The 3,347-nt window shown below is 73.5% G+C and carries 4 protein-coding genes; 1 reads left to right on the top strand and 3 read right to left on the bottom strand.

Annotation, left to right across the window (positions count from 1 at the left end):
• Window positions 1-85: 85 nt before the first annotated feature.
• Window positions 86-472 (bottom strand): VOC family protein, encoded by a 387-nt coding sequence (locus tag GV126_RS33700; RefSeq protein WP_159674954.1) that lies wholly within the window; start codon window positions 470-472, stop codon window positions 86-88.
• A gap of 41 nt (window positions 473-513) precedes the next feature.
• On the bottom strand, window positions 514-1,776 hold the full coding sequence (locus GV126_RS33695) for a benzoate/H(+) symporter BenE family transporter (RefSeq protein WP_159674952.1): 1,263 nt from the start codon (window positions 1,774-1,776) through the stop codon (window positions 514-516).
• A 227-nt stretch (window positions 1,777-2,003) separates the two neighbouring features.
• On the opposite strand from GV126_RS33695, the gene GV126_RS33690 reads away from it, so the two are divergent.
• Entirely contained in the window at window positions 2,004-2,549 is a 546-nt protein-coding gene (locus GV126_RS33690; RefSeq protein ID WP_159674950.1) for a helix-turn-helix domain-containing protein, read from the top strand.
• Between the two features lie 127 nt (window positions 2,550-2,676).
• On the opposite strand, the gene GV126_RS33685 is transcribed toward GV126_RS33690, so the two are convergent.
• Complete coding sequence (locus GV126_RS33685; protein ID WP_159674948.1) at window positions 2,677-3,195, bottom strand: MarR family winged helix-turn-helix transcriptional regulator; 519 nt, start codon at window positions 3,193-3,195, stop codon at window positions 2,677-2,679.
• Window positions 3,196-3,347: the final 152 nt, after the last annotated feature.

The following is a 3,347-nucleotide window of genomic DNA, read 5'->3' as shown; positions in this document are numbered from 1 at the left end:
GGGCGGGTGCGCCGGCGGCCTGCGGAGCGGCCCCGGTGAGGGGCCGCTCCGGGCCGTTTCGTCGGGTCGGCGGTAACGGGGCCGTTCAGTCCGTTCCGCTCCCGTAGGGCCGGGTCAGGATCTCCAGGCGGTGTCCGTTCGGGTCGTCGAAGTAGGCGCCGCGGCCACCGTCGTTGTGGTTGATCTCGCCCGGGTGGTGGTGATGCGGGTCCGCCCAGTAGGTCAGGCCGGCCTGCCGGACCCGGGCGAAGATCGTGTCGAATTCGTCCTCGGAGACGAGGAACGCGTAGTGCTGCGGGGTGATCGGGTCGGCCGTCTCCATGTAGTCCAGGGTCACGCCGTTCGGCACTTCCACCGGGACGAAGGGGCCGTACTCCGGTGCCACCTCCAGGCCCAGCAGATCCGCGAGGAACCGGGCGGACGCCCGCTTGTCGTGTGCGGCGACGATGGTGTGGTTGAGCTCGACTGTCATCGGTCGGCCTCCTTGCCTGGGTGCCAGAACCACCTTCCACGCTAGCAACCGCCCCGAGGGCTCGATTCCTCCCGCTTCGGTGCGGGCGCCTGCACCGGTGCCGAGGCCACGACCCGCGTCCCGCGGCGCCGCCCGGCGTGCGCGACGAGGCCGGTCAGCACACCCGCGAGCAGCCCCCAGAACGCGGACCCGATGCCCAGCAGGGAGACACCGGAGGCGGTGGCGAGGAAGGTGACGACCGCGGCCTGGCGCGAGGCCGGGTCGGACAGCGCGGTGGCCAAGGAGTTCTCGATCGTGGCCAGCAGGCCGACACCGGCCATGGCGAGCACCAGGGCGTGTGGCATGGCGGTGAGCAGCGAGGCGACCGTGGCGCCGAACACGCCGACGCACAGATAGAAGATCCCGGCCCACACGGCGGCGGCGTACCGCTTGTCCCGGTCCGGATGGGCCTCCTCGCCGGTGCAGATCGCGGCGGTGATGGAGGACAGGTTCAGTCCGAACGCCCCGAACGGGGCGAGCACGGCGTTGACCGCTCCGGTCCACGTCAGCAGCGGCGAGACCGGCACGCCGTAGCCGGCGCCGCGGAGCACGGCGACCCCGGGAAGGTTCTGCGAGGCCATGGTGACGACGAACAGCGGCACCCCGACGCTGATCAGGGTCTTGCCGTCGAACTCGGGCGTGACGAGGACGGGCGTGGCGAGCGAGACGTGCAGCTTGTCCAGATGCCACCCGCCGGTGAGGGCGGAGGCGAGGACCCCGGCGGCGATCGCGACGAGCACCGCGTAGCGCGGTACGATCCGGCGCGCCAGGAGGTACAGCGCGAACACCGGGAAGGCGATCGCGAAGCTGCCGTGCATCGAGCTGAACAGCCCGGTGCCGAACCGCAGCAGCACCCCGGCGAGCAGCGCGGCGGCCAGCGGTACGGGTATGCGGTCCATGGCGCGCGCGAACCACCCCGTCACCCCGCTGAGCAGGATGAGCAGCGCCGAGAAGACGAAGGCGCCGACGGCCCGCCCCATGGACACCCCGGTGAGGCTGGTCGCCAGCAGGGCCGCGCCGGGTGTCGACCACGCGGTGACGACGGGGGCGCGGTAACGCAGGGAGAGGCCGACGCAGGTGACGGCGAGCCCGACACCGAGCGCGAGCATCCACGAGCCGATCTCCCTCGGGCCCGCGCCCGCGGCCCTGGCCGCGGTGAAGACGAGCGCGGCGGAACTGGTGACACCCACGGTGACGGCGATCAGCCCGGCGGCCACCGCCGACGGCGGTGCGGCCGCGCGGAGGCGGGCGGTGAAGGAGGACATACGGGCAACTTCCAGGAGCGGGACGGCGGGGAGCAGGACGGCTGGGTGCGGTGGGCGGCGCCGGGCGGGGCCGAGCCGGTCCCGCAGCCGCCGACGTGCGCGGCGGCCGGGCCCGGTTCGCCGTTCCCGGCGTCGTTCCATAAACGGAACGTTCTGTTTGTGGAACACTAGAGAGGAGCAACGAGACCGTCAACCAGGGCGAGACGACACCGGGAGCGCGACCGGCGATGGGGCTGAACGACGAAGTGGGCCGCAGGCTCCGCGAGCTGCGTTCCCAGCGGGGACTGTCGCTGTCGGAGCTGGCCCGGCGATCCGGTGTGGGCAAGGGCACGCTCTCGGAGCTGGAGAGCGGCACGCGCAACCCCACGCTGGAGACGCTGTACGCGCTGACCACGGCGCTCAACCGGCCGCTGAGCGCGGTCCTGAGCGACGAGCGGCCGCCGCGCGCCGAGCAGCACGAGGGCGCCGTCTCCGGCAGCGCCGTCACGGCCGCCCTGATCGAGCGGCACGAGGACGACGAGACGGTCACCGACGTCTTCCGGATCACCATCGCCGCGGGCGCCACCCAGGAGTCCGCCGCGCACGTGGCGGGCACGACCGAGAGCTTGATGGTCATCAGCGGCACGGCCGTCGTCGGCGTCCTGGACGCCCCGAGCAGCGTCGGGCCGGGGGAGTCGGTGCGCTGGCCGGCCGACACCGCGCACGTCTACAGCGCCCCGCACGGCGATGTGCACGGCATCCTCTTCGTGCGCTACCGGGCGGCCGCGCTGTAAGGCCGGGGGCGCGGCGGGCGGCGGTGCGGCGGGCCGCACGGAGCCGCCGGGTGGCCTCGCGGCCGCCGGGCCTCAGGTGCGGGCCTCGCGGCCGCCGGCCTTGGACGCGGGGCGCGCGCCGCCTGCCTCAGAGACGGGGCTCGATGTCGAGGACGAGCGCGCGCAGGTCGTCGGCGGCCCGGCGGCGCCCCTCGGGGGTAAGGGCCCGCAACAGGTCCGACTCGAAGGCGTAGTGCGCCTCCAGGTCCCGGTCCAGGTCCGCCACGCCCTCGGGAGTGAGGCGCACCAGGGTGGAGCGCCCGTCGTCGGGGGACGCCGGGCGGGTGATCCAGCCGTCCTTCTCCAGCCGCTTCAGCCGGCCGCTGAGCCCGGCTCCGGAGACCAGCATGGCCTGGCGCAGCTGGGTCGGCGTCAAGGCGTAGGGGGGACCTGAGCGGCGCAGGGCGCGCAGGACGTCGAAGTCGCCCAGGTTGTGCACGGGCATTCCGGGGCGCCGGCGCAGGCGGCGGTTCTGGGCCTCTTCGATCAGCCGGCCCAGACGCTGGATCCGCGCGAGGACCTCGCCGGGCGTGACGTCCAGGCGCGGGCAGGCCGTGGCCCACTGCTGCGAGGCGACGTCGATGGCGTCGCCGTCGGCTGCGGACATGACGTTCGCTCCCTTACTGTCTCCCGCGCCCAGGCTATACGCCCCGCCTCCTCTCCCTATTTGCTTCGTTCGCGAACTAACTATACGGTGCGGGCATGAGCAGCGACCACCCCCCAGTTCCGGCACCGGGCGGGCCGCGGACACCACCCCCG

It is taken from the genome of Streptomyces mexicanus (genome assembly GCF_902506575.1).
Taxonomy (GTDB): Bacteria; Actinomycetota; Actinomycetes; order Streptomycetales; family Streptomycetaceae; genus Streptomyces; species Streptomyces mexicanus.
Note: the sequence above shows the minus strand (reverse complement) of the source record. Positions and strands in the feature narration are given on the sequence as shown.